Origin of the sequence: Rugamonas apoptosis (genome assembly GCF_014042355.1) — a bacterium.
Lineage (GTDB): Bacteria > Pseudomonadota > Gammaproteobacteria > Burkholderiales > Burkholderiaceae_D > Rugamonas > Rugamonas apoptosis.
Genome location: NZ_JACEZU010000001.1, coordinates 430287 through 453817 on the forward strand (window position 1 = coordinate 430287; position 23531 = coordinate 453817).

At 64.8% G+C, this 23531-nt stretch carries 23 protein-coding genes and 1 pseudogene; 15 read left to right on the top strand and 9 right to left on the bottom strand.

Features of this window, described 5'->3' with window-relative positions; genetic code table 11:
• The first annotated feature begins 83 nt into the window (after positions 1-83).
• Positions 84-1205 carry a beta-ketoacyl-ACP synthase III gene (locus tag H3H39_RS01865; RefSeq protein WP_182151551.1) on the top strand — a complete coding sequence of 374 codons (1122 nt, stop codon included), beginning with the start codon at positions 84-86 and terminating at the stop codon, positions 1203-1205.
• 107 nt (positions 1206-1312) lie between these two features.
• Here the strand turns inward: H3H39_RS01865 and H3H39_RS01870 are convergent, their stop codons facing one another.
• Positions 1313-3349 (bottom strand): NADPH-dependent 2,4-dienoyl-CoA reductase, encoded by a 2037-nt coding sequence (locus H3H39_RS01870; protein WP_182151552.1) that lies wholly within the window; start codon positions 3347-3349, stop codon positions 1313-1315.
• A gap of 193 nt (positions 3350-3542) precedes the next feature.
• On the opposite strand from H3H39_RS01870, the gene H3H39_RS01875 reads away from it, so the two are divergent.
• On the top strand, positions 3543-4109 hold the full coding sequence (locus H3H39_RS01875) for an SRPBCC family protein (protein ID WP_182151553.1): 567 nt from the start codon (positions 3543-3545) through the stop codon (positions 4107-4109).
• Between the two features lie 114 nt (positions 4110-4223).
• Here H3H39_RS01875 and H3H39_RS01880 read toward each other — a convergent pair whose 3' ends face one another.
• Entirely contained in the window at positions 4224-4676 is a 453-nt protein-coding gene (locus H3H39_RS01880; protein WP_182151554.1) for a hypothetical protein, read from the bottom strand.
• Between the two features lie 55 nt (positions 4677-4731).
• Entirely contained in the window at positions 4732-5175 is a 444-nt protein-coding gene (locus H3H39_RS01885; RefSeq protein WP_182151555.1) for a DUF2721 domain-containing protein, read from the bottom strand.
• Positions 5176-5329: 154 nt separating this feature from the next.
• Between H3H39_RS01885 and H3H39_RS01890 the strand changes: the two are divergent.
• Positions 5330-5676, top strand: a pseudogene (locus H3H39_RS01890) (type II toxin-antitoxin system RelE/ParE family toxin).
• Positions 5657-5977 (top strand): helix-turn-helix domain-containing protein, encoded by a 321-nt coding sequence (locus tag H3H39_RS01895; protein WP_182151556.1) that lies wholly within the window; start codon positions 5657-5659, stop codon positions 5975-5977. Before H3H39_RS01890 ends, H3H39_RS01895 begins: the two are co-directional and overlap by 20 nt.
• 13 nt (positions 5978-5990) lie before the next feature.
• Here H3H39_RS01895 and pip read toward each other — a convergent pair whose 3' ends face one another.
• From pip to H3H39_RS01920, 5 genes are all read right to left on the bottom strand, one after another.
• On the bottom strand, positions 5991-6944 hold the full coding sequence (gene pip / locus H3H39_RS01900) for a prolyl aminopeptidase (protein WP_182151557.1): 954 nt from the start codon (positions 6942-6944) through the stop codon (positions 5991-5993).
• Positions 6945-7057: 113 nt separating this feature from the next.
• Positions 7058-7798 (bottom strand): acetoacetyl-CoA reductase, encoded by a 741-nt coding sequence (gene phbB, locus H3H39_RS01905; RefSeq protein ID WP_182151558.1) that lies wholly within the window; start codon positions 7796-7798, stop codon positions 7058-7060.
• Between the two features lie 77 nt (positions 7799-7875).
• Positions 7876-9054, bottom strand: a complete 1179-nt coding sequence (locus H3H39_RS01910; RefSeq protein ID WP_182151559.1) for an acetyl-CoA C-acetyltransferase — start codon at positions 9052-9054, stop codon at positions 7876-7878.
• 172 nt (positions 9055-9226) lie between these two features.
• On the bottom strand, positions 9227-9433 hold the full coding sequence (locus H3H39_RS01915; RefSeq protein WP_182151560.1) for a hypothetical protein: 207 nt from the start codon (positions 9431-9433) through the stop codon (positions 9227-9229).
• A gap of 115 nt (positions 9434-9548) precedes the next feature.
• Positions 9549-10457, bottom strand: a complete 909-nt coding sequence (locus H3H39_RS01920; protein WP_182151561.1) for a LysR family transcriptional regulator — start codon at positions 10455-10457, stop codon at positions 9549-9551.
• A gap of 109 nt (positions 10458-10566) precedes the next feature.
• Here H3H39_RS01920 and metE point away from each other — a divergent pair, with 109 nt between their 5' ends.
• The 4 genes from metE (at position 10567) to minE (ending at position 14984) form a co-directional block, all read left to right on the top strand.
• Positions 10567-12900, top strand: coding sequence for a 5-methyltetrahydropteroyltriglutamate--homocysteine S-methyltransferase (gene metE / locus H3H39_RS01925; RefSeq protein ID WP_182151562.1), 2334 nt, complete (start codon positions 10567-10569; stop codon positions 12898-12900).
• 204 nt (positions 12901-13104) lie between these two features.
• Positions 13105-13887 carry a septum site-determining protein MinC gene (gene minC, locus H3H39_RS01930; RefSeq protein WP_182151563.1) on the top strand — a complete coding sequence of 261 codons (783 nt, stop codon included), beginning with the start codon at positions 13105-13107 and terminating at the stop codon, positions 13885-13887.
• Between the two features lie 28 nt (positions 13888-13915).
• Positions 13916-14731: a septum site-determining protein MinD gene (gene minD / locus H3H39_RS01935; protein WP_182151564.1), complete on the top strand. Its 816-nt coding sequence runs from the start codon at positions 13916-13918 to the stop codon at positions 14729-14731.
• A 1-nt stretch (position 14732) separates the two neighbouring features.
• Complete coding sequence (gene minE / locus H3H39_RS01940) at positions 14733-14984, top strand: cell division topological specificity factor MinE (RefSeq protein WP_173594320.1); 252 nt, start codon at positions 14733-14735, stop codon at positions 14982-14984.
• Between the two features lie 130 nt (positions 14985-15114).
• On the opposite strand, the gene H3H39_RS01945 is transcribed toward minE, so the two are convergent.
• A complete protein-coding gene (locus H3H39_RS01945) occupies positions 15115-15627 on the bottom strand; it encodes a hypothetical protein (protein ID WP_182151565.1) in 513 nt (170 codons plus the stop codon).
• A 241-nt stretch (positions 15628-15868) separates the two neighbouring features.
• On the opposite strand from H3H39_RS01945, the gene H3H39_RS01950 reads away from it, so the two are divergent.
• The 7 genes from H3H39_RS01950 (at position 15869) to H3H39_RS01980 (ending at position 23432) form a co-directional block, all read left to right on the top strand.
• Positions 15869-16576 (top strand): response regulator transcription factor, encoded by a 708-nt coding sequence (locus H3H39_RS01950; RefSeq protein WP_182151566.1) that lies wholly within the window; start codon positions 15869-15871, stop codon positions 16574-16576.
• A gap of 94 nt (positions 16577-16670) precedes the next feature.
• The gene (hemA, locus tag H3H39_RS01955; RefSeq protein ID WP_182151567.1) at positions 16671-17945 is read left to right on the top strand and encodes a glutamyl-tRNA reductase; all 1275 of its coding nucleotides are present in this window, start codon (positions 16671-16673) and stop codon (positions 17943-17945) included.
• A 102-nt stretch (positions 17946-18047) separates the two neighbouring features.
• Positions 18048-19124, top strand: a complete 1077-nt coding sequence (prfA, locus tag H3H39_RS01960) for a peptide chain release factor 1 (protein ID WP_182151568.1) — start codon at positions 18048-18050, stop codon at positions 19122-19124.
• A 111-nt stretch (positions 19125-19235) separates the two neighbouring features.
• On the top strand, positions 19236-19709 hold the full coding sequence (locus tag H3H39_RS01965) for a disulfide bond formation protein B (RefSeq protein WP_182151569.1): 474 nt from the start codon (positions 19236-19238) through the stop codon (positions 19707-19709).
• On the top strand, positions 19706-20536 hold the full coding sequence (gene prmC / locus H3H39_RS01970) for a peptide chain release factor N(5)-glutamine methyltransferase (protein ID WP_182151570.1): 831 nt from the start codon (positions 19706-19708) through the stop codon (positions 20534-20536). The genes H3H39_RS01965 and prmC overlap by 4 nt, the downstream gene beginning before the upstream one ends.
• Positions 20537-20773: 237 nt before the next feature.
• A complete protein-coding gene (gshA, locus tag H3H39_RS01975) occupies positions 20774-22372 on the top strand; it encodes a glutamate--cysteine ligase (protein WP_182151571.1) in 1599 nt (532 codons plus the stop codon).
• A 16-nt stretch (positions 22373-22388) separates the two neighbouring features.
• Positions 22389-23432: a histone deacetylase family protein gene (locus H3H39_RS01980; RefSeq protein ID WP_182151572.1), complete on the top strand. Its 1044-nt coding sequence runs from the start codon at positions 22389-22391 to the stop codon at positions 23430-23432.
• Positions 23433-23531 lie beyond the last annotated feature (99 nt).

Genomic DNA, 23531 nt, shown 5'->3' on the forward strand with positions numbered 1-23531 from the left:
AAAATACGCTGATCCGGCCCGCCATTGTGTAGAATTTGCTCACTTGTGGCGCCAGCCATATTATCACATTTGAAAGCTTAACCATGAAACAAGCCGTCATCAGCGGTACCGGCCTCTTTACGCCAGCGCAATCGATCTCCAACGAAGAGCTGGTTACCTGCTTCAACGCCTACGCCGAAAAATTCAACGCCGATCATGCCGCCGCCATCGCCGACGGCAGCGTGACGGCGCTGGAAATGTCCAGCGTCGGCTTCATCGAGAAAGCGTCCGGCATCAAGTCGCGCTTCGTGATGGAAAAGAGCGGCATCCTCGATCCCGAACGCATGGTGTCGCGCATCCCCGAGCGCGGCGACGACGAATTGTCGCTGCAAGCGGAAATCTGCGTGGCCGCCGCGCGCCAGGCGCTGGACCGCGCCGGCCGCAGCCCGGCCGACATCGACATGGTGCTGGTCGCCTGCAGCAATATGCAGCGCGCCTACCCGGCCATGGCGGTGGAAGTGCAGCAAGCGCTGGGCATCGATGGCTACGGCTTCGACATGAACGTGGCCTGCTCCTCGGCCACCTTCGGCGTCCAAACGGCGGTTGCCGCCATCAAGAGCGGCCAGGCGCGCGCCGTGCTGGTGCTCAATCCGGAAATCACCAGCGGCCACCTGAACTGGCGCGACCGCGACAGCCACTTCATCTTCGGCGACGCCTGCACGGCGATGGTGATCGAGGACGCGGCCACGGCCCAGGGCCCGCACCGCTTCGAGATCCTGGAGACCCAGCTCAAGACGGCATTCTCCAACAATATCCGCAACAACTTCGGTTTCCTGAACCGCTTCGACGAAGCGGGCATCGGCCAGCCGGACAAACTGTTCCGCCAGCAGGGGCGCAAGGTGTTCAAGGACGTGTGCCCGATGGCCGCCGAGATGATCAAGACCACCATCGCCAGCGCCGGCCTGGAAGTGCCGCAGGTGAGCCGCTACTGGCTGCACCAGGCCAACCTGAACATGAATCTGCTGATCAGCCGCATGGTGCTGGGCCGCGACGCCGAAGCCGGTGAAGCGCCCGTGATCCTGGACACCTACGCCAACACCTCGTCGGCCGGATCCATCATCGCCTTCCACAAACATTCGGACGACCTGGCCGCCGGCCAGCTGGGCGTGATCTGCTCGTTCGGCGCCGGCTACTCGATCGGCTGCGTGGTGGTGCGCAAGCTGTAAAAAAGCGGGGTCAGTTCCGGCATCGCGCCACCATTGGCACATAGCCGGAACTGACCCCGCTTCTCACTGGCGGCGCACAGTGCGCCGCCAGCGGTGATGGCGCGTCGTTACAGCCGTACGGCCAGTTCCGCGCCTTCCTTGATGGCGCGCTTGGCGTCCAGTTCCGCCGCCAGCGCGGCGCCGCCGATCTTGTGGAAGCGCGGACCGCTCTTGGCCTGTTCCCCGGTCGGCATCAATTCCGTCAGGCTGTCCTGGCCTGCGCACACCACCACATTGTCCACCGCCAGCAGGCGCTGTTCGCCGCCCACCGTGATGTGCAGACCATGGTCGTCGATGCGGTCGTACTGCACCCCGGCGATCATCACCACCCCGGCGCGCGCCAGCGTGGCGCGATGCACCCAGCCCGAGGTCTTGCCCAGGCCCGCGCCCAGCTTGGAAGTCTTGCGCTGCAGCAGATAGAGCTGGCGCACCGGCTCCGGCGCGTGCGCCGGCACCAGGCCGCCGGAGGTGTCGCCCTTCAGGTCCACACCCCACTCGCGCGCCCACACATCGAGCGCCAGCGGCAGCGGATGGCGGGTGTCGTGCAGCAGGTATTCGCTGACGTCGAAGCCGATGCCGCCGGCGCCGATGATGGCGACCCGCTTGCCTACTGGCGCCTTGTTCTGCAACACGTCCACATACGACAGCACCTTGGCGTGTTCGATGCCGGGGATCGGCGGCCGGCGCACCTTGATGCCGGTGGCCACCACCACATCGTCATAGCCGCCGGCCAGCAACTGCTCGCGCGTGACGCGCTCGCCGAGGCGCAGCTTGACGCCGGTCAGCTCGATCTTGCGGCCGAAGTAGCGCACCGTCTCGGCGAATTCCTCCTTGCCGGGGATCTGCATGGCGATGCGGAACTGGCCGCCGATGCCGGGGTTGGAATCGAACAGGGTCACATCGTGGCCGCATTCGGCGGCCACGGTGGCGGCGGAGAGTCCGGCCGGGCCGGCGCCCACCACGGCCACCTTGCGCTTGGTGGCCGCCTTGGCGTACACCAGTTCCGTCTCGTGGCACGCGCGCGGATTGACCAGGCAGCTGGCGCGCTTGTTGGCGAAGGTGTGGTCCAGGCAGGCCTGGTTGCAGCCGATGCAGGTGTTGATCTCGTCGGCGCGGCCCTCGGCCGCCTTGATCACGAACTGCGGATCGGCCAGGAACGGACGCGCCATCGACACCAGGTCCGCCTCGCCGCGCAGCAGCACGCCTTCCGCCTCCTGCGGCATGTTGATGCGGTTCGAGGCCACCACGGGTATGGTCAGCTCGCGGCGCAAGCGGCCCGCCACCCCGGCGAACGCGGCGCGCGGCACCGAGGTGACGATGGTGGGCACGCGCGCCTCATGCCAGCCGAAGCCCGTGTTCATGATGGTCACGCCGGCGTGCTGCAAGGCCTTGGCCACGGTCACCACGTCATCCCAGGTGTTGCCGCCGTCGACCAGATCGAGCAGCGAGTGGCGGTACATGATGATGAAGTCCTTGCCCACTTCGGCGCGGATGCGCTTGACGATTTCCACCGGCAAGCGCATGCGGTTCTCGATGCTGCCGCCCCAATGGTCGGTGCGCAGGTTGGTGCGGGCGCACAGGAACTGGTTGATCAGATAACCTTCGCTGCCCATCACTTCCACGCCGTCGTAGCCGGCGTCCTTGGCCAGCCGGGCGCAGCGCGCGTAGTCGCGGATGGTCGATTCGATGCCGGCCTCGGTCAGCGCGCGCGGCTTGAATGGCGAGATCGGCGATTTCAGCTCCGAGGCCGACACCACGAACGGCTGGTAGCCATAGCGGCCCGCGTGCAGGATCTGCATCAGTATCTTGCCGCCCTCCTCGTGCACGGCGCCCGTCAGGCGGCGGTGGTTGAACACGTCACCTTTGAAGTTGAGGGTGCCGCCGAACGGCAGCAGCCAGCCGGCGCGGTTGGGCGAGAAGCCGCCCGTGACGATCAGGCCCACGCCGCCCCGGGCCCGCTCGCGGTAGTAGGCGGCCAGCTTGCCGAAGTTGAAGAAGCGATCCTCCAGCCCCGTGTGCATGGAGCCCATGATCACGCGGTTGCGCAGCGTGGTAAAACCAAGGTCGAGGGGGGCCAGCAGGTGTGGGTAGCTTGGAGTAGTCATTATCGTTATTGGAGTGGTTGACAAGGAAATGCCGGCATTACAACCGAAATCTCTAGACCCGTGGTTCTAAACGGGTCGCCTTGGCGAGCCGCCTTGGCGAATCGCCTCGGCACGGGTTGGCGCGGGGACAGATTTGTAACCAGAACGTACTACTCTTGTATTCTGCCACCCTTTACCTTACGCTGGAAAGATGATGCGATTCCTTCTGTTCCTGATGCTCGGTGTGGCCGCCCCCGCCATGGCGCAAACACCCAAGCTTGAATTACCCAAGCTGGAAGTGTCGGTCAACCGGGTGGAACTCGATGTGCGGCACCTGTTCGAGGTGAACGCAGCCGGCACGGTGCAGGCGCCGCCGCAGGCGGTCTGGCGCATCCTCACCAATTACGAGCGGATGGACGAATTCGTGCCCGACCTGGAGTCGTGCAAGGTATTGGCCCGCAATGGCAATGAAGTCATCATTGAACAATTTGGCACGGCCCGTTTTCTGTTCATGTCCAAATCCATCCACCTGATCGTGCGCGCCACCGAGCAGCCGATGACGTCGATCGACATCGCCCTCATCTCGGGCGACATGAAGCACTACGAATCGCACTGGGAACTGGTGCCCGTGCCGGAGACGGGCGGCACCAAGGTGATCTACACGGGCCGGCTGGTGCCGAATTTCTACGTGCCGGGCATCCTGGGCGCCAAGATCATCCGCCACGACATCGAACGCATGATGGCGGCCGTGCTCACGCGCATCGACAGCAAGCGCGAATAGCTCAAGGTCAGCGCGCGCGGGTCAGCGAACAGCGCGGGGAAGAACGCAGCGACCAGCGCGGCAGCCAGCGCCGGCGGCCGGCGTGGCCGGCTGCGGTGCGGGCGGCATACCCGGTTAGGCCAGGTAGGTGTCGCGGTCGCGCAGTTCGGCGAAATTCTCCAGGCTGCCGACCTTGATCAAGACCGGATTGAGACTGAGCTGGCTTTGCATGGCGCGCCACGCGAACATCCACTCGTGCTCGTCGGCCTCGTGGGCCGTCTTGGTGAAGGCTGCGCCCAACGCGGCGCGGGTGCCGTATTCAACGGCGCCGTCGATGCCCGCCCAGCTGGGCAAGGCACGCTGCACGGCGCGGTGCACGCGCTCACCGAATTCTTCCGTGTTGTGGATGATCAGGCAGCAGTCGGCGCTGAACTGTTCGAACAGCTTGCCGTCCCATACCTGGGAAAAACTCAGCGTCAGGCAATTCGACGCCGGCCGCAGCACGAATTGCCCCTGGCTCAGGGCCAGTTCCAGGTCTTCGCGTACGCCGTAGCGGTACAGGGTGGGGGGGCGTTGATAATCGTGCATGATGGTATTCGATTCGGTGTAAGAAGGTGGCGGCGGGCGCCGGACTGCATGTTTGTTATTTTACCGGCTGGCGCACATGGCGGTGGGAACGCATGGCGGCCGAGGCGATAAAGATCTCGCGCAGGAACGACACCAGGCTGACGATCAGGCAGATCATGGCCAGCACGAACATGCCGGCGATGTACTTGTCGAGCGGCAGGTTGGTGATATCGTCCAGGAACAGCATGGCGATGATCAGGCAGATCAGCAAGGCGCACGAAGTGGCCAGCGTGATCGACACATTGATCAGGTGCGAGCGCCGGTACAAGGTATCGAGTTCGTTGAGGTAGGTATCGTTATAACCCACGTCCAGCCGGTCCTCCAGCACGCGCGAACGGTCGATGATGCGGGCCAAACGGTTGATCAGCACCATCAGGAAGGTGCCCACGCCCGTCAGCAGGAAAACCGGGGCGATGGAGAGCTGGATGATGTGGCCGATGTCGCCGATCTGTATATTCATGAGTGCGATGATGGTTCCTCGATACTGATTGTGGTGCAGGCTGTAGTGTAGCAGGCGGCACCGGCGGCCGGCCATTTGATCGGAAAACTATCGCACCAAGTGGTATGATTTATTAATGAGAAAAGTGTTCAGGACCCGAACCTTTAGCCGTTGGATGCGGAAGACGGGTCTGACAGACGATGCATTGTGCAAATCTGTCGCCGAGATGCCAGTGGGCTTATCGACGCTGACTTGGGCGGCCATGTCATCAAGAAGCGGATTGCTCTGCCTGGCCAAGGCAAACGCGGTGCAGTCAGAACCATTGTGGCCACCAAATTGGCTGATCGCTGGTTCTTTCTCTTCGGATTTGGCAAAAATGAGCGGGCTAATATCAGCAGTGATGAATTGAAAGTGCTGCAGGAAATGGCGAAAGAATTGCTGACGCTTGATGATCGCCAACTGGCGACCGCGCTGGTGGCGGGAGAGATTGTGGAGGTGTGTAATGGCAGCAATCAAGCATAAGAGCCGCATTCTGGCCGAGATGCATGAGACGGCACAAGGGCTGCACAGCGCCGGCCGGATAAGCAAGCGACGCATGGCTGAATTTGACGCCCTCTGCGATCTCGGCGTTGACAGCATGCCGCCCGAGCAAATCAAATCGCTACGCGAGCACGTGCGTCTCAGTCAGGCGGTGTTCGCCGCTGTGCTGAACATCAGTTTGTCCACCGTACAAAAATGGGAAGCGGGCGACAAGAAACCGAGCGGCCCAGCGCTGAAGCTGCTCAACTTGATCGAGCGCAAAGGCCTTGACGCGGTGCTGTAAAACCTGCCCCCGCCTATTCAAAACGCCCATGGCGGCGGAACTGTTCCGTGGCCGCCACCAGCATGCGCGCGATGCCTTGCTCCAGCGCGCCGTGGCCGGCGTCCGGGATCATCTCCAGCACAGCGCCGGGCCAGGCCGCATGCAGGCGGTGCGCCGACAGCGGCGGGCAGATCACGTCGTAACGGCCCTGCACGATCATGGCCGGCAGATGGGCGATGCGGCCCATGTCGCGGATCAGCTGGTCGTCCGTGAAGAAGCCCAGGTTGGCCATGTAGTGCGATTCCAGCCGGCCCACGCCCAGGTCCAGTGCGTCGGACGACGCCTCGTCGGGCTGCGGCAGCAGGAACACGCGGCGGCCCTCGAAGCGGCTCCAGGCGCGCACGGCCGGCCAATACACATCCGGATCGTCGCTCATGATGCGGTCCACGTACGCCTGCAGCAGATTGGCCCGCTCGGCCGGCGGAATCGGCGCCACGAATTCCTCGTACAACTCGGGATAGAACCACCGCACGCCATGGATGAACCAGTCGATCTCGGCTTTGGTGCACAGGAAAATGCCGCGCAATACGAAGCCCAGGCAGCGTTGCGGGTGGGCCTGGCCGTACGCCAGCGCCAGCGTGGAACCCCACGAGCCGCCGAACACCAGCCACTGGTTGATGCCGAACAGTTCGCGCAGCCGTTCGATATCCTCCACCAGCAACTGGGTGGTGTTGGCCCGGCATTCGCCCAGCGGGGTGGACTTGCCGGCGCCGCGCTGGTCGAACAGGATCACGCGGTAATGGTCGGGATCGAAAAAGCGGCGGTGTTGCGGCGACAGGCCGGCGCCGGGGCCGCCGTGCAAAAAGATCACCGGCACGCCGGCCGGATTGCCCACTTCCTCCCAGTAGATGGTGTGCAGGTCGTCGACCGGCAGCATGCCCTGGCGGCGCGGGGTGATGGGCGGGAACAGGGGCGACGTATCGGGCATGGCGTATCCTTTGCGTGGGCGAAACGGGTGATACGCCCATTGTACTTGAGCTCGTCGCCCATAAAAAAAGCGCCGCCCGAAGGCAGCGCTTTTGCGGTCGCGAACGACGCCGGTCAGGACATGTGCTGGCCGCCGTTGATGGCGATGTTGGCGCCGGTGACGAAAGCCGCTTCGTCCGACGACAGGTAGGCCACCAGGCCAGCCACTTCTTCCGGCTTGCCCAAGCGGGCCATCGGAATTTGCGGAATGATCTTGGTGTCCAGCACTTCCTGCGGGATCTCCATCACCATCTTGGTGCCGATGTAGCCTGGCGAGATGGTGTTGACGGTCACGCCCTTGCGGGCCACTTCCAGCGCCAGCGACTTGGTGAAGCCGTGCATGCCGGCCTTGGCGGCCGCATAGTTGGTCTGGCCGAATGCGCCCTTCTGGCCGTTGACGGAGGAAATGTTGATGATACGGCCCCAGCCGCGCTCCACCATGCCATCGCACACCGGCTTGGTCATGTTGAACACGGAATCGAGGTTGGTGGCCATGACGGCGTCCCAGTTGGTCTTGTCCATCTTCTTGAACGTCATGTCGCGCGTAATACCGGCGTTGTTGACCAGCACATCGACCGGACCGATTTCCGCGGTGATGGCCGCCACGCAGGCCGCCGCCGAATCGTAATCGGCCACGTCGCATGGATAGGCCTTGAAGTTGAAGCCCTGATCACGGGTGGTGGCCAGCCAGTCATTGACTTTGGTATTGCCAGGGGAATACGTTGTGACGACGGTGTAGCCCAGTGCCGCCAGCTTGAAACATACCGCTTCGCCCAGACCACCCATGCCGCCCGTTACTAATGCAACTCTTGCCATTTTTCGTCCCCTCGTTTTCAACAACTACAATAAAAATCATTGCCCGCGCGGTACGCGGGCCGCTCACCACTCATCTCTTACGCGCGCTCGACCGCCAGCGCCACGCCCATGCCGCCGCCGATGCACAGCGAAGCCAGGCCCTTCTTGGCGTCGCGCCGCACCATTTCGTGCAGCAGCGTGACCAGGATGCGGGCGCCGGACGCGCCGATCGGATGGCCGATGGCGATCGCGCCACCGTTGACGTTGATCTTGCTGGTATCCCAGCCCATTTCCTTGTTGACGGCGATGGCCTGGGCCGCGAACGCTTCGTTAATTTCCATCAGGTCCAGGTCCTGCGGGGTCCAGCCAGCCTTTTTCAGGCACAGGCGGGCGGCCGACACGGGGCCCATGCCCATCACGGACGGGTCGATGCCGGACGAGGCGTAGGCTTTCACGCGCGCCAGCGGGGTCAGGCCCAGCGCCTTGGCTTGCGAGGCGGGCATCATGATCACGGCGGCGGCGCCATCGTTGATGCCGGAGGCGTTGCCAGCCGTGACGGTGCCGTCCTTGGCGAACGCGGGGCGCAGGCCCTGCAGCGATTCGATGGTGGAACCCGGTTTCACGTATTCGTCATTGTCGAACACGATGGTGCCCTTCTTCTGGGCGATTTCCAGCGGCAGGATCTCATCCTTGAACTTGCCGGCTTTTTGCGCCGCTTCCGCCTTCAGCTGCGACTGCAGCGCGAACTCATCCTGCTCGGTGCGCGAAATCTCGTATTTCTTGGCCACGTTCTCGGCCGTGATGCCCATATGGTACTGGTTGTAGACGTCCCACAGGCCGTCCACGATCATGGTGTCGACCATCTTGACGTCGCCCATGCGGAAACCGTCGCGCGAGCCGTTCATGGCATGCGGTGCGGCGCTCATGTTTTCCTGGCCGCCGGCGATGATGATGCTGGCGTCGCCGCACTTGATGGCCTGGGCCGCCAGGTGGGTGGCCTTCAGGCCGCTGCCGCACACCTTGTTGATGGTGTAGGCGGGCACGCTGTTGGGCAGGCCGGCCTTGATCACGGCCTGACGGGCCGGGTTCTGGCCCACGGCGGCCGTCAACACTTGTCCCAGGATGGCTTCACTGATCAGTTCTGGCGCAATGCCGGTCTTGGCCAGCAAGCCCTTGATCACATGCGCGCCCAATTCCGATGCGGGGATTTTCGCCAGACTGCCACCAAACTTGCCGACTGCGGTGCGGCCTGCGGCCACGATCACTACGTCTTCCATGTATTTCTCCAATGCGCCAAGGGGTAAACGGCTTAGTTATGCCACAAACTTCAGGACTCCATCAAGCAACTGGTTGCTCAATTACAAATTCATTTCGACATCGCGTGGGATGTCATATCGACAAGCCTGCGGTCCGATGATACGCCGCTCGTCCGCACGACGGCGCCCGCTTCTAGCACACCGGATCAACTGGCGCCCACATAATCTGTCTAGCAGCAACCGTGCCAGTGGCCAGCGTGGTGCGGTAGACATCGGCATGACGCTCGGCGCACAACATGCCCCCATCCAGCATGGCTTCCGCGTAGGCCCGCAGGGCCGCCAGTTGCGCTGCCAGCAACGCGTTGCCAGCCTGTGTACATTGTTGAGCGATATCAAACATGATGTCCTTTCGTTTGCACTGTTGACCCCAGCCCTGCATCGTAGGCGGCATGCAAATGGCCGCGTTGATCTGCATCAAAACGAGTTAATCATTTTGAAGAATAGATGCTAATTTGTCACGATAATAATTTGATACCGTCGAGGCTGCCCGCGCACTGCTCCCGTATCACATTGACGAAGTCCAGCACATAGGCTTTTTGCCGCAACGGCTCCGGGACGGACACGAACAAATCGCTCCACAAGCCCAGCTCGCCCACCGGCTTGGCGATCACATAGTCGTAATCCACGTAGTTCTTGATGGCCCAGTTGGGCAAGGCCGCCACCCCGCGGCGGCTGGCCACCAGTTGCAGGATGGCCACCGTCAGCTCGGCCGTGCGGCGCTCGAAATGGACCCCGGCCGGACGCAGCACTTCGCGGATCAGGTCGATGCGTTCCTCGGGCACGGGATAGGTGATCAAGGTCTCGCCCTCGAAGTCGGCGGCGGCCAGCCGGCGCACCGCTTGCAGCCGGTGTTTCTGCGCCATCACCACCAGGATTTCAAAGCGGAACAGGGGGAAGGTGGCGAATTCATGGCTGTAGTCGGAGCCGATCACCAGGTCGGCCGCGCCGCTGCGCAGCAGTTCGGACGGCTCGCTGTGAAAGCCCGACACCAGGTCGATCTCCACGTCCGGCCAGCGCTGGCGGAACGCATCCATCACCGGCATCAGCCAGTCGAAACAGGTATGGCATTCCAGCGCCACCCGCAACTGGCCCTGGTCACCTTGCGACAAACGGGCCACGTCGCGCTCGGCCTGTTCGATTTCCGGCAACAGCATATCGGCCAGCTTGAGCAGGCGCGCGCCCGTGGCCGTGAAGCCGATCGGCACCGACTTGCGTTCGAACAAAGGGCCGCCATAGCGGTCTTCCAGCAATTTGATCTGGTGCGACAGGGCCGATTGCGTGAGGTTCAGCAGCTGGGCCGCACGCACCAGGCTGCCCGCGGAGCGCAAGGCGCTCAAGGTTCGGAGGTGGCGTATTTCGAGCATGGTCTATATATGAATTTTTTTCATGTGAAGCCGCAAAATCTTTCGTTTTGATTATAGACCAGAATGCCGCACACTTTATCGCACCAATATGAAATCCACATGACAAAACATGACAAACTTACAAATTCACATCCTTGGCTTCCCCCGCATCGGCGCGGCGCGCGAATTGAAGACGGCGCTGGAGCGCCATTGGCGCGGCGAATCGCCGGCCGCCGAACTGGAACAGACGGGCCGTGAACTGCGCGCCCGCCACTGGGCACTGCAGCGCGCGGCCGGCCTGGACCACGTGACGGTGGGCGACTTCGCGTTCTACGACCACGTGGCCAATCACATCCAGCTGCTGGGCTGCGAGCCGGCCCGTTTCGGCTTCACGCCGGAGCAGGACGCATTGCAGCGCTACTTCGCCATGGCGCGCGGCGACACGGGACACGATGCCCATACCGACTGCGGCCACGGCCATGCCTGCCAGCAAGGCGCGGCGCTGGAGATGACCAAATGGTTTGACACCAACTACCACTATTTGGTGCCCGAATTCGCGGCCGATACGGCGTTTTCCCTGCATGCCGGGCGCCTGCTGGCGGAAGTGGCGGAAGCCAGGGCGCTGGGCCACCCGGCCAAGGCCGTGCTGCTGGGCCCGCTCACTTTCCTGTGGCTGGGCAAGGAAAAAGGGGCAGTCAGCTTCGACCGCCTGAGCCTGCTGGACAGCCTGCTGCCGGTGTACGGCGCCCTGCTGGCGCAACTGAAGGGCGCGGGCGTGGACTGGGTCCAGATCGACGAACCCATCCTGGGCCTGGACTTGCCGTCGGCGTGGCGCAACGCTTTCGAGCCCACTTACTGGCAACTGAGCCAGGCCGGCGCGTCCCTGCTGCTGGCCACCTATTTCTCGCCGCTGGAGGAAAACCTGAGCCTGGCCTGCCGCCTGCCCGTGGCCGGCCTGCACGTGGATGGCGTACGCGCCGCCCACGAACTGACCAGCGTGGCCGACTGGCTGCCCGGCCACAAGGTGCTGTCGGTGGGCATCGTCGATGGCCGCAACGTGTGGCGCACCGACCTCGACGCGGCGCTGGCCGTGCTGCGCCCCCTGCGCGAGAAGCGCGCCGGCGCGCTGTGGCTGTCCACCTCGTGCTCGCTGCTGCATGTGCCGTTCAGCCTGGAGCGGGAAACCCAACTGGCCCCGGACATCCGTTCCTGGCTGGCCTTCGCCACGGAAAAACTGGACGAGCTGGCCGTGCTGCGCGCCACCCTGGCCGGCGCCGGCGCGGCCGACACCACCGCCGCGCTGGCGGCGGCGCGCTCCGCCGTGGCCAGCCGCCACGCCAGCCCGCGGGTCCACAACGCCGCCGTGGCGGCCCGGCTGGCCAGCCTGGCGCCGCAGTCGGACCAGCGCGCCTCGCCCTTCCCCCAGCGCCAGGCTGTGCAACGTGAGCGGCTGGGCCTGCCCGCCTTCCCCACCACCACCATCGGCTCGTTCCCGCAGACGGCCGAGATCCGGGCCGCGCGCGCCAGCCACAAGCGCGGCCAGCTGGACGCGGCCAGCTACGAACGCACCATGCTGGCGCATATCGCCGACGCCGTGCACCGCCAGGAACAGCTGGGACTGGACGTTTTGGTGCATGGCGAAGCGGAACGCAACGACATGGTCGAGTATTTCGGCGAACAACTGGACGGTTTTGCCTTCACGCAATACGGCTGGGTGCAATCGTACGGCTCGCGCTGCGTCAAGCCGCCGCTGATCTACGGCGACGTGGCCCGGCCCCAGCCGATGACGGTGGCCTGGACCGCGCACGCCCAGCGCCTGACCGAACGCCCCATGAAAGGCATGCTGACGGGGCCGGTGACCATATTGCAATGGTCATTCGTGCGCAACGACCAGCCGCGCGCCACCACCGCGCGCCAGATCGCGCTGGCCATCCGCGACGAGGTGGCGGACCTGGAACAGGCCGGCATCGCCATCATCCAGATCGACGAACCGGCCCTGCGCGAAGGCTTGCCGCTGCGGCGCGCCCGCTGGGATGAGTACCTGGACTGGGCCACGGGCGCGTTCCGCCTGACGGCCGCCGTGGCGGCGGACAGCACCCAGATCCACACCCACATGTGCTACGCCGAGTTCAACGACATCCTGCCCCAGATCGCGGCCATGGACGCGGACGTGATCACGATCGAAACCAGCCGTTCGGACATGGAGTTGCTGGCCGGCTTCGGCCAGTTCCGCTACCCCAACGAGATCGGCCCGGGCGTGTACGACATCCACTCGCCCCGGGTGCCGGACACGCAACAGATGGTGCGCCTGCTGCGCAAGGCCAGCGCCGTGATCGCGCCCGACCAGCTGTGGGTCAACCCGGACTGCGGCCTGAAAACACGCGGCTGGCACGAAACGGAAGAGGCGCTGCGCAACATGGTGGCCGCCGCCCGCCAGTTGCGTGAGGAACAGGCCATCTACTAAGACCAAAACAGTCAAGCCAAAAGGGGGACGTAACACACTAAAAATAGTGTTGCGTCTCCAATTCCCCCAATTCTTCGCCCAACCACCCCGCAAGCCGCGCCATCAGCCACTGTTGATGTTGTGCGGCTCTCCCATTTCCGGGCTTTCCACAGTAGAATGTGTGCGCCTGCGCATGCGCGCGGGCTAACTCTATCCCTGTCGCCCATGTCCAACAGCCTGTTCCAGAAGCCCATCGAAATCAAGATTTCCACCGTGGTCGCCGTGTCCGCCATCCTGTCCACCGCGGACCGCATCGCCCTGGGCGCGGCGCTCAACGATATGACGGGCGGCTCGGCCGACTTTTTCGAAGATGACTTGACCGTGATCGACATCGGCGCGCTGCCCGCGGGCGGCGAGGCCATCGACTGGGACGGCATCATCGCGCTGCTGAAGAAATACCGCCTCAATCCGGTGGCCGTGCGCAACGCGCCGCCCGAAATGGCGGCCACCATCCTGGCCCACGGCCTGAGCCTGGAAACGGCCGCCAAGCCGCGCAAGGAGGCGGAGGCGCCGGCCGCCACGCCGGCCGCGCCTGCTCCGGCACCGGCGCCCGCCCCCGCCCCGGTGGCCGCACCAGTGCCAGCCACGGCCGTCGTCAGCCCCGGCGCCCTGATCATCGATACCCCGGTGCGGGCCGGCCAGCGCATCTACGCGCGCGGCTGCGACCTGATCGTCACGGCCGTCGTCAACAATGGCGCCGAACTCATCGCCGACGGCAGCATCCATGTCTACAACACCTTGAACGGCCGCGCGCTGGCCGGCGCTTCCGGCAACGCCGACGCCCGCATCTTCGCCATGGCCATGGCACCGGAATTGCTCTCCATCGCTGGCGTGTACCGCACTTTCGAGGACGGTTTCCCGGCCGAGTTTTCCCGCGTACCGGCACAAATTCGCTTGGTGGGCGACCGAATCGATATACTATCTGTCAACTCCGCATCCCGCGCTTAAGCACCGGGCTCTCTGAAAAGGATTATTTGTGGCAAGAATTATTGTTGTAACGTCCGGTAAGGGCGGTGTCGGTAAGACGACTTCCAGCGCCAGCTTCTCGACGGGGCTGGCCATGCGCGGCCACAAGACGGCCGTGATCGACTTCGACGTGGGCCTGCGTAACCTGGACCTGATCATGGGCTGCGAACGGCGCGTGGTGTACGACCTGATCAACGTGATCAACCAGGAAGCGTCGCTGACCCAGGCCCTGATCAAGGACAAGCATTGCGACAACCTGTTCATCCTGCCCGCGTCGCAAACGCGCGACAAGGATGCGCTGTCGGAAGATGGCGTGGAACAGGTGCTCAACGAGCTCATCAACATGGGCTTCGAGTACATCATCTGCGATTCGCCGGCCGGTATCGAGCACGGCGCGCTGATGGCGCTCACCTTCGCCGATGAAGCCATCATCGTCACCAACCCGGAAGTGTCGTCCGTACGCGATTCGGACCGCATCCTGGGCATCATCCAGGCCAAGTCGCGCCGCGCCCAGACGGGCGGCGAACCGGTCAAGGAACACCTGTTGATCACGCGCTATTCGCCCAAGCGGGTCGAGGCGGACGAGATGCTGTCACATGAGGACGTGCAGGAAATCCTGCGCATTCCCCTGATCGGCATCATTCCCGAGTCGGAGTCGGTATTGCATGCTTCCAACCAGGGTAACCCGGCCATCCATTTCAAGGGTACGGACGTGGCGGAAGCTTACGAGGATGTGGTGGCGCGCTTCCTCGGCCAGCAATTGCCGCTGCGTTTCACCACCTACGAAAAGCCCGGCCTGCTGCAGCGCATTTTTGGGGGCAAGTGACATGGCTCTGCTTTCCTTTCTGTTCCCGTCCAAACCCAAGACCGCGTCGGCGGCCAAGGAACGGTTGCAGATCATCATCGCGCGTGAGCGCAACGGCCGCGGCGGGCCCGACTTCCTGCCAGCCCTGCACCGGGAATTGATCGAGGTGATCTCCAAGTACACCAAGGTCAACGCCGACGACATCAAGATCTCGCTGGACCGCCAGGGCAACCTGGAGGTGCTGGACGTAAACGTGGTGCTGCCGGACGCCTGAGTCGCTGTCCCCTCAGAAGTCGTTTCAACATGACCGTGGCTAGGCGTGGAGCCGAAGACAGTGGGAACGGCACTGCCGTTCCGCACGGCAAGGCGCCACAACGACGCCATGGGCTTTTTGAAATGACTTCTTAGTTGGCGGCCGCCATGCGGCCGGCCAATAGTTGCTGCGCCACGACGGCGCACGCTTCCACATGCTGGTAGCCCAGCTGGCGGAACACGGCGAAGCCGATGGCGGCCGACGCCAGCTGCCCGGCGATGGGCACCAGCTTGCCCGCCTGGCGCGCCAGCAGCTTGCCGCCGCTGCGCCGCAGCAACGCCGTCACCACGTCGCGCGTGACGATTTTCCCCACCAGCATACCGCCAGCCCCGACGGCCGCCTCGTAGGCCAGCATGCGCCATTGCGGCTGCAAACGGGCGATCTGCTCGGCGCTGAGGCCGAATTCCTGGTTCACGTCCTCGATCAGGAGCGCGAACAGGCGCAAGTCCGACACCACGTCCACGCCCGGTATCGGCACCGCCGCCATGCCGGCCGACCACACGGCGCGCCGCCGCACCAGGCGCCGGCAACGCTCGCGTACGGCCGCGATGTCCTGGACCGAGCCGGGCACCAGCACCCATTGCGTATCATTGTTGCTCGCCATCACGCCCCTCCTCCGGGCTGACATCCCGCTATGTTGCGTATTGAAATCAGGGTGATGTAAGTGTACCGTGTAATGGTGCAGGAGACGCGCGGACAGAAAATAACTATATCCAATCGGAAATATTTAGCTTTTTTACTAACTATTTTTGTAAATCTCTGTTATATTCAATGTGACTTCTCCTTAACATTTACTGGCGGGTGGCGAACAATGGCGCCGCCGGCCGAACACGCCCTGCACAACCATGAGAATCGCCGTACTTGACAACGACCGCAGCCAGGCTGATCTGATCTGCCAGGTTCTCACTTCGGCCGGCCACGCTTGCCATAGTTTTCAGACCAGCCGTGAGCTGCTCAATCACTTGCGCAAGGACAGTTACGACATGCTCATCCTGGATTGGCAGGTGGCCGACCTGAGCGGCACCGAAGTCATGCGCCGCGCCCGCGAGAAGCTGCCCGACAACGCGCCCATGCTGTTCCTCACCACCACCTCGGGCGAGGACGATATCGTGGCCGGCCTGGCCGCCGGCGCCGACGACTACATGATCAAGCCGCTGCGGCGCAGCGAACTGGTGGCCCGGGTGCAGGCCCTGTTGCGGCGCGCCTACCCGTCCCAGAACGGTGCCGAACAATTGCAATTCGGCCAATACACGTTCGAAACCCGGCCCGGCCGCTTGCTGATGGATGGCATCGTGCTGGACGTGACGCACAAGGAGTTCTACCTGGCGTTGTTATTTTTCCGCAACATCGGGCGGCCCCTGTCGCGCGCCTACATCCACGAAGCCGTGTGGATACGGGAAACGGCCGTGCCCTCGCGCACCATGGACACCCACGTCTCGCGGGTGCGCAACAAGCTGCAATTGAAACCGGAAAACGGTTACCGCCTGGTGCCCGTGTACAGCTATGGTTACCGGCTGGAAAAGCTGGGGCCTGAGCTAGCCCGAACGGCCTAGATCAAGCTCGTGCGGATGACGGGGGCGCTCCCCGGACAGAATAGGGGTACAACACGCTATAATGTCGGCTAACAACCTATCGTCCCGCTCCGAAATGCAACTGCTTGCCGTCGGCCTCAATCACACCACCGCGCCGGTCGCCTTGCGCGAACGGCTGGCGTTCGCCCCTGACCAGTTGGGGCAGGCCGTGGTGGCGGCGCGCGCGTGGTTCGACCGCATCGCCCCCAGCGGCACCGACGAGGCGGCCATCCTGTCCACCTGCAACCGCACGGAACTGTACGCGGCCAGCCCGGTGCCCAATCCGCTCGACGCGGGCGCCCACTTCCTGGCCGACTTCCACCAGCTTAACTACAGCGAACTGCGGCCGCACCTGTACATGCTGCCCCAGCACGACGCCGTGCGCCACACGTTCCGGGTCGCCTCCGGGCTCGACTCGATGGTGCTGGGCGAAACCCAGATCCTGGGCCAGATCAAGGACGCGATCCGCACGGCCGACGAGGCCGGCGGCCTGGGCACCTATCTGCACCAACTGTTCCAGCGCAGTTTTTCCGTCGCCAAGGAAGTGCGCAGCACCACCGAGATCGGCGCCCACAGCGTATCGATGGCGGCGGCCGCCGTGCGCCTGTCGCAGCGCATCTTCGACAAGGTGGCCGAGCAGCATGTGCTGTTCATCGGCGCCGGCGAGATGATCGAACTGTGCGCCACCCACTTCGCGGCCCAGAATCCGAAAAGCATCACCATCGCCAACCGCACCATGGAGCGCGGTGAAGTGCTGGCCCACCGCTTCGGCGGCAAGGCGATCCGGCTGGCCGAACTGCCCGACAAGCTGCACCAGTACGACATCGTCATTTCCTGCACCGCCTCGTCGCTGCCGCTGATCGGGCTGGGGCTGGTGGAACGGGCCATCAAGGCGCGCCGCCACAAGCCCATCTTCATGGTCGACCTGGCCGTGCCGCGCGATATCGAAGCGGAAGTGGCGCGCCTGAACGACGTGTTCCTGTACACGGTGGACGATCTGGGCAAGGTGGTGCAGACGGGCCTGGAAAACCGCCAGGCGGCCGTGGCGCAAGCCGAAGCCATCATCGAAACCCGGGTCCAGTCCTTCATGCATTGGATCGACGACCGCGCCGTGGTGCCCGTGATCCAGAGCCTGCATGAAAGCGGCGAAGCGCTGCGCCAGCTGGAACTGGAACGGGCCCGCAAGATGCTGGCCAAGGGCGAGGATATCGACGCCGTGCTGGAAGCCCTGTCCAAGGGGCTGACGGCCAAATTCATGCACGGGCCGCAGCAGGCGCTGCACCGCGCCCAGGGCGACGAGCGGGCCCAGCTCGCCACGCTGCTGCCCCAGCTGTTCCGCGGCCGCCGTTAGCGGACCTGCCGCGGCATCCACTGGCAGCACCCCGTCCGGCCCCGGCCGCGACCGCCCGGCCCCCGCGCCGGCCCCACCCCGATTACTTGAAACGCATACGCTATGAAACCATCAATGCTGGCCAAGCTGGACCAACTGGCCAATCGCCTGGTCGAACTCGACGAACTGCTGATGTCCGAAGGCGCCACCGCCAACATGGACAGCTACCGCAAGATGACGCGCGAACACGCGGAGCTGGGCCCGCTGGTGGCGCTGTACCACGATTACCAGGGCGCCAACGGCGACATCGCGGCGGCCCAGGAAATGCTGGCCGATCCCGACATGAAGGAGTTCGCGCAGGACGAGATCGAAGGGGCCAAGGGCCGCATGGCGGCGCTGGAACTGGAGCTGCAGAAAATGCTGCTGCCCAAGGATGCCAATGACGAACGCAACATCTTCCTGGAAATCCGCGCCGGCACCGGCGGCGACGAATCGGCCCTGTTCGCCGGCGACCTGCTGCGCATGTACACCCGCTTCGCGGAACGCAACCGCTGGCAGGTGGAGATGGTGTCCGAATCGCCGTCCGACCTGGGCGGCTACCGCGAAGTGATCGTGCGCCTGATCGGCAATGGCGTGTATTCCAAGCTCAAGTTCGAATCGGGCGGCCACCGCGTGCAACGGGTGCCGGCCACGGAAACCCAGGGCCGCATCCACACCTCGGCCTGCACGGTGGCCGTGATGCCGGAGGCGGACGAGGTGGAAGACGTCAACATCAACCCGGCCGACCTGCGCATCGACACCTTCCGCGCTTCGGGCGCCGGCGGCCAGCACATCAACAAGACCGATTCGGCCGTGCGTCTGACCCACCTGCCGACCGGCATCGTGGTCGAGTGCCAGGACGACCGTAGCCAGCACAAGAACAAGGCGCAGGCGATGAAGGTGCTGGCGGCCCGCATCAAGGACGTGCAACTGCGCGAGCAGCAATCGAAGGAAGCGGCCACCCGCAAGAGCCTGATCGGTTCGGGCGACCGCAGCGAGCGCATCCGCACCTACAACTTCCCGCAGGGCCGCATGACGGATCACCGCATCAACCTCACGCTGTACAAGCTGGACTTCATCATGGACGGCGACTTGACGGAGCTGACCAACGCGCTGGCCGCCGAGCACCAGGCCGAGCAGTTGGCGGCGCTGGGTGAGTAAGGTCAAGCAGGCGGCCCCGGCCGCTACCGCCCGCGATGCTTTGTGCGAGAATAAGCGCGCCGCGCGGCGCCTCGACCCTGCGGCCACCACTAACTCGAACGGAACCGCCCTATGACTTCACCCCGTCCTCTGCTGCTGTCCATCGCCTTCGCCTGCTTCGGCCTGATCGGGGTCGCGCTCTACCTGCAACACGGGCTGGACATGCTGCCCTGCCCGCTGTGCGTGATCCAGCGCTACCTGTTCCTGGGCGTGGGCTTCAGCTGCCTGCTGGGCGCCTGGTCCGGCAAGCCCGTGCTGGGCGCCGGCCTGGGCCTGGCCAGCGCGCTGGGCGGCCTGGGCACGGCCGGCAAACACTTGTGGGTGCTGGCCCATCCCGGCCTGTCGTGCGGCATCGACCCGATGGAAACGGCGCTCAACAAGATCTTCCTGGCTCAATACCTGCCCTCCGTGTTCCGCGCCGACGGCTTGTGCGAAGACGCATTGGCGCCGTGGTTCGGCCTGTCCATTCCACAGTGGTCGTTCCTGTGGTTCGGCCTGTTCGCCCTCGCGCTGGGCTGGCTGCTGGTACGCCGCCGCCGCGCATGAGCACATCCGCCATCCAGGCCGGCGTCACGCTGGCCGAGCTGCAACGCCTGCCGCTGCTCGATGCGGTGGACCGCCGCATTTTGCTGTGCCACGCGCTGGGCTTGTCGCGCGTGGGCTTGATCACGCAATCGGAACGGGCGTTGACGGCGGACGAGGCGCAGCGGCTGGCCGCGCTGGTGCAGCGCCGGCTCGCCGGCGAGCCGGTGGCTTACCTGGTGGGCCAGCGCGAATTTTTCGGCTTGCCGTTTGAAGTGAGCCCGGCCGTGCTGATCCCCCGCCCGGAAACGGAATTGCTGGTGGAACTGGCGCTGGAGCGCTTGCCGCCGCAAGGCAGCGTGCTCGACATGGGCACCGGCAGCGGCGCCATCGCCGTCGCGCTGGCCCACAGCCGGCCCGATGCGGCCGTGACGGCGCTCGACGTGTCGGCCGACGCGCTGGCCGTGGCGCGCCGCAACGCCAACGCCAACGGCGCCCGCGTCACCTTCATGCGCAGCGACTGGTACGGCGCGCTGGCGCACGAGCGCTTCGACCTGATCGTGTCCAACCCGCCCTACATCGCCAGCGGCGACCGCCACCTGGGCGAAGGCGATTTGCGCTTCGAACCGGCCGGCGCGCTGACCGACCATGCGGACGGCCTGTCGGCCCTGCGCACCATCGTGGCCGGCGCCGCGCGCCATCTGGCGCCGCAAGGCTGGCTGCTGATGGAGCACGGCTACGACCAATCGGCCGCCGTACAGCAATTGTTGAGTACTCAAGGATATGCCGAGGTGCAAAGCTGGGCCGACCTGGCCGGCATCGCGCGGGTCACGGGCGGGCGCGCGCCCTGACGCGGTGCGCGCTTTTGATGGCGCATTGACTGGCGCTTTGACGGCGATTTAATACCGCTTTGAGCGCGCTTCGATAGCGCTTTGATAAAATAAACATCGATCTTTGCAGTGATGGCGGTGCGGCGTCATGATCCCGATCATGGGCGCGCCAACCGCTTTTGGCAGTCCCCGGCGCGGTTTGCCGTTTTCGGTTACTCTCGCACCCATCATTGTGTGCTGCACGAAAGGAAGATCCAATTGTCCAATCTTTTGACACGCCGTCTGGCCCTGCTGGGACAGGACACGCACCGCGCGGTGCTGACCGGCTTGCGCGGCATCGAACGGGAAACCCTGCGCGTGGACGCCACCGGCCACCTGGCCAGCACGCCCCATCCGGCGGCGCTGGGCTCGGCCCTGACGCACCCGCAGATCACCACGGACTACGCGGAAACGCTGCTCGAATTCATCACGCCGGCCGAGGCCGACATCGCCACCACGCTGGACAAGCTGGACGGCATCCACCGCTACGCCTACAGCAAGCTGGGCGACGAATTGCTGTGGAGCGAATCCATGCCCTGCCAGTTGCCGGCCGAAGAGGACATCGCCATCGCCTGGTACGGCAGCTCCAACATGGGCATGCTCAAGCACGTGTACCGGCGCGGCCTGGCGCTACGCTACGGCAAGGCCATGCAATGCATCGCCGGCATCCACTACAACTACTCGCTGAGCGAAAACTTGTGGCGCGTGCTGGCCGAGCAGGAAGGCAAGCCGGCGCGCCAGTCCGCCATGGCTTACCAGTCGGAAGCCTACCTGGCCACGATCCGCAATTTCCGCCGCTACAGCTGGCTGCTGATGTATCTGTTCGGCGCCTCGCCCGCGCTGTCGAGCAACTTCCTGCGCGGCCGTCCGCACCAGCTGGAACGCTTGTCGGACGACACGCTGTACCTGCCCTACGCCACCAGCCTGCGCATGAGCGACCTCGGTTACCAGAACGACGCCCAGTCCGGCCTGAGCCCGCGCGAGAATTGCCTGGACAGTTATGTGGCCGCGCTGACCAAGGCCGTCAACCAGCCCTACGAACCGTATGCCAAGCTGGGCACCAAGCAGAATGGCGAATGGGTGCAGCTGAGCACCAACGTGCTGCAGATTGAAAACGAGTACTACGCCACCATCCGCCCCAAGCGCGTGATCCGCACCGGCGAGCGTCCGATCCAGGCGCTGTGCTCGCGCGGCGTGCAATACATCGAAGTGCGCTGCATGGACGTGGACCCGTTCCAGCCGGTCGGCATCAGCCTGGCCACGGGCCGCTTCCTGGACACCTTCCTGCTGTTCTGCGCACTGGAGGAAAGCGGCCCCATCTCGGAACAGGATGGCGCGCGCTACACGGACAACTTCGCGCGCACCGTCAAGGAAGGCCGCCGTCCCGGCCTCATGCTCCACAACAGCGAAGGCGAAATCAGCCTGCAACAGTGGGGCCAGCAACTGCTGGAACGGCTGGCGCCTGTGGCCGCCCTGCTGGACCAGCGCCACGGCGGCACCGAGCACGCGGCCGCGCTGGCCGACGCGGCCCGCAAGCTGGCCGACCCGGACCTGACGCCGTCGGCCCGCGTGCTGGCCGCGCTGCGCGAACACGGCGGTTCGTTCGGCGCGTTCGGCCTGGCGCAAAGCCGGCTGCACGCGGCCCACTTCCGCAGCCCGGCGCCGACGGCGGCGGAAGCGGCGTATTTCGACGGCCTGGCAGCGGCCTCGCTGGCCGAGCAGGCGGAAATGGAGCGCACCTCGACCGGCAATTTCGACGACTACGTGGCGGCCTACCGCGCCAGCAACCTGTGCCATTCCACGCCAGACTGCGACTGACGCCCACGGAACCGCCTTGCTCACCTTCTACAACGAACAGCACAGCCAACACCAGGGCCGCGACGCGGTAGTGCGCGGCCAGCCCGTGCCCTGCGCCGAGGCGCCGGCCCGGGTCGACGCCGTGCTGGCCGAGCTGGGGCGGCGCGGCCTGGGCCGCATCGTCACCCCGCACGGCGTGCCGCTGATGTCGCTGGAGCGCATCCACACGCCGCGCTACCTGCACTTCCTGCGCAACGCGTGGAGCGATTGGGTGGCGCTCGATCCGGCCAACGCCGGCCAGGACGCCGTGCCCTCCGTGTGGCCGGTGCGCACCCTGCGTTCGGATGTGGAGCCGGACAATTTCCGCGCCAAACTGGGCCTGTATTCGATGGACAGCGGCACCCCGCTCACGGCCGGCACCTGGAGCGCGGCCAAGACCGGCGCCGATTGCGCCGTCAACGCGGCCCACGCGCTGCGCCTGGGCGAACGGGGCGCCTTCGTGCTGAGCCGCCCGCCGGGCCACCATGCTGGCGCCGATTTCTACGGCGGCTACTGCTTCCTCAACAACGCGGCGCTGGCGGCCCAGCACATGCTCGATGACGGCGCCCGCAAGGTCGCCATCCTGGACCTGGACTACCACCACGGCAACGGCACCCAGAGCATCTTTTACCAGCGCGACGACGTGCTGGTCATCTCGCTGCACGCCGACCCGCGCTTCGCCTACCCCTATTATCTGGGCCACGCGGACGAACGGGGTGCAGGGGCGGGCCTCGGCTACAACCTGAACCTGCCGCTGCCGGCCGGCACCACGGCCACGGCCTGGATGGCCGCGCTGGAAACGGCCTGCATCCGCTTGGGCAGCTTTGGCGCCGACGCGCTGGTGGTGTCGCTGGGGGTGGACACCTTTGCCGGCGACCCGTCGTCGCGCTTCGCGCTGCACAGCGCCGACTACCTGCGGGTGGGCGAACGGCTGGCCTGGCTGGGCCTGCCCACCGCCTTCATCTTCGAAGGCGGCCACGCCGTCAAGGAACTGGGCGTGAACGTGATCAACGTGCTGGAAGGGTTCGAGACGGCGCTGTAGGCGTGCCCGTGCGCGCGAAAAAAACCCGAATAAAATCGCTTGCTATTTAATCGCACACGATCTATAGTGTGTTCATGGGCGACGCGATCACACTGAAAC

Bases quoted from the DNA above. Each gene is read 5' to 3' on its own strand.
- prmC (WP_182151570.1), top strand. From the start codon at position 19,706: ATGAGCACATCCGCCATCCAGGCCGGCGTCACGCTGGCCGAGCTGCAA.
- H3H39_RS01875 (WP_182151553.1), top strand. From the start codon at position 3,543: ATGCGATTCCTTCTGTTCCTGATGCTCGGTGTGGCCGCCCCCGCCATG.
- prfA (WP_182151568.1), top strand. From the start codon at position 18,048: ATGAAACCATCAATGCTGGCCAAGCTGGACCAACTGGCCAATCGCCTG.
- pip (WP_182151557.1), bottom strand. From the start codon at position 6,944: ATGCCCGATACGTCGCCCCTGTTCCCGCCCATCACCCCGCGCCGCCAG.
- H3H39_RS01885 (WP_182151555.1), bottom strand. From the start codon at position 5,175: ATGAATATACAGATCGGCGACATCGGCCACATCATCCAGCTCTCCATC.
- H3H39_RS01910 (WP_182151559.1), bottom strand. From the start codon at position 9,054: ATGGAAGACGTAGTGATCGTGGCCGCAGGCCGCACCGCAGTCGGCAAG.
- H3H39_RS01945 (WP_182151565.1), bottom strand. From the start codon at position 15,627: ATGGCGAGCAACAATGATACGCAATGGGTGCTGGTGCCCGGCTCGGTC.
- H3H39_RS01895 (WP_182151556.1), top strand. From the start codon at position 5,657: ATGGCAGCAATCAAGCATAAGAGCCGCATTCTGGCCGAGATGCATGAG.
- hemA (WP_182151567.1), top strand. From the start codon at position 16,671: ATGCAACTGCTTGCCGTCGGCCTCAATCACACCACCGCGCCGGTCGCC.
- H3H39_RS01915 (WP_182151560.1), bottom strand. From the start codon at position 9,433: ATGTTTGATATCGCTCAACAATGTACACAGGCTGGCAACGCGTTGCTG.
- minE (WP_173594320.1), top strand. From the start codon at position 14,733: ATGGCTCTGCTTTCCTTTCTGTTCCCGTCCAAACCCAAGACCGCGTCG.
- H3H39_RS01870 (WP_182151552.1), bottom strand. From the start codon at position 3,349: ATGACTACTCCAAGCTACCCACACCTGCTGGCCCCCCTCGACCTTGGT.
- H3H39_RS01920 (WP_182151561.1), bottom strand. From the start codon at position 10,457: ATGCTCGAAATACGCCACCTCCGAACCTTGAGCGCCTTGCGCTCCGCG.
- phbB (WP_182151558.1), bottom strand. From the start codon at position 7,798: ATGGCAAGAGTTGCATTAGTAACGGGCGGCATGGGTGGTCTGGGCGAA.
- H3H39_RS01880 (WP_182151554.1), bottom strand. From the start codon at position 4,676: ATGCACGATTATCAACGCCCCCCCACCCTGTACCGCTACGGCGTACGC.
- H3H39_RS01950 (WP_182151566.1), top strand. From the start codon at position 15,869: ATGAGAATCGCCGTACTTGACAACGACCGCAGCCAGGCTGATCTGATC.
- metE (WP_182151562.1), top strand. From the start codon at position 10,567: ATGACAAACTTACAAATTCACATCCTTGGCTTCCCCCGCATCGGCGCG.
- minC (WP_182151563.1), top strand. From the start codon at position 13,105: ATGTCCAACAGCCTGTTCCAGAAGCCCATCGAAATCAAGATTTCCACC.
- H3H39_RS01965 (WP_182151569.1), top strand. From the start codon at position 19,236: ATGACTTCACCCCGTCCTCTGCTGCTGTCCATCGCCTTCGCCTGCTTC.
- H3H39_RS01865 (WP_182151551.1), top strand. From the start codon at position 84: ATGAAACAAGCCGTCATCAGCGGTACCGGCCTCTTTACGCCAGCGCAA.